Raw genomic sequence first — 509 nt, forward strand, 5'->3', positions numbered from 1 at the left:
GGGCACGGCTGGTTCCCCCGCGGCCGCCCGAGCAGGCAGCGGGCGACCTACACCCGCACCGGCGGGGTTCGACACATGATCGCTGCGCTGGACCTGGCCACGGGCCAGATGTTCTACCGGTTCCGCGACCGCAAACGCTCCCCGGAGTTCCTGGGGTTCCTGCGCCAACTCCGGGTCCGCTTTCCGACCGGGCGACTGCACGTAGTCTGCGACAACTTCTCACCGCATCGCACCCACGACGTCGCCGCCTGGTGCGCCACCCACGACGTCGAGCTGGTCTTCACCCCGACCCACGCCTCCTGGCTGAACTGGATCGAGAGCGAGTTCACCGCGCTGCGCTACTTCACCCTCGACGGCAGCGACTACCCCAGCCACGCCGCCCAGGAGCGAGCGATCGCCGGATACGTCCGCTGGCACAACCGCCACGCCACCCCGAAACGCCGCTTCGCCGCCAACTCCAAGATCCGCAGGCCCGATTACCTACCCAACGTTGCCTGACGCAGCACTAG

Annotated in this window: 1 protein-coding gene; it reads left to right on the forward strand. The window is 68.6% G+C overall.

All coding sequences use genetic code 11. The features are described from left to right. Positions 1 to 498: transposase (locus QSK03_RS32960; RefSeq protein ID WP_285660064.1), on the forward strand; the 498-nt coding region annotated here is incomplete at its 5' end. Positions 499 to 509 lie beyond the last annotated feature (11 nt).

The organism is Actinomycetospora sp. NBRC 106375 (assembly GCF_030269665.1).
Taxonomy (GTDB): Bacteria; Actinomycetota; Actinomycetes; order Mycobacteriales; family Pseudonocardiaceae; genus Actinomycetospora.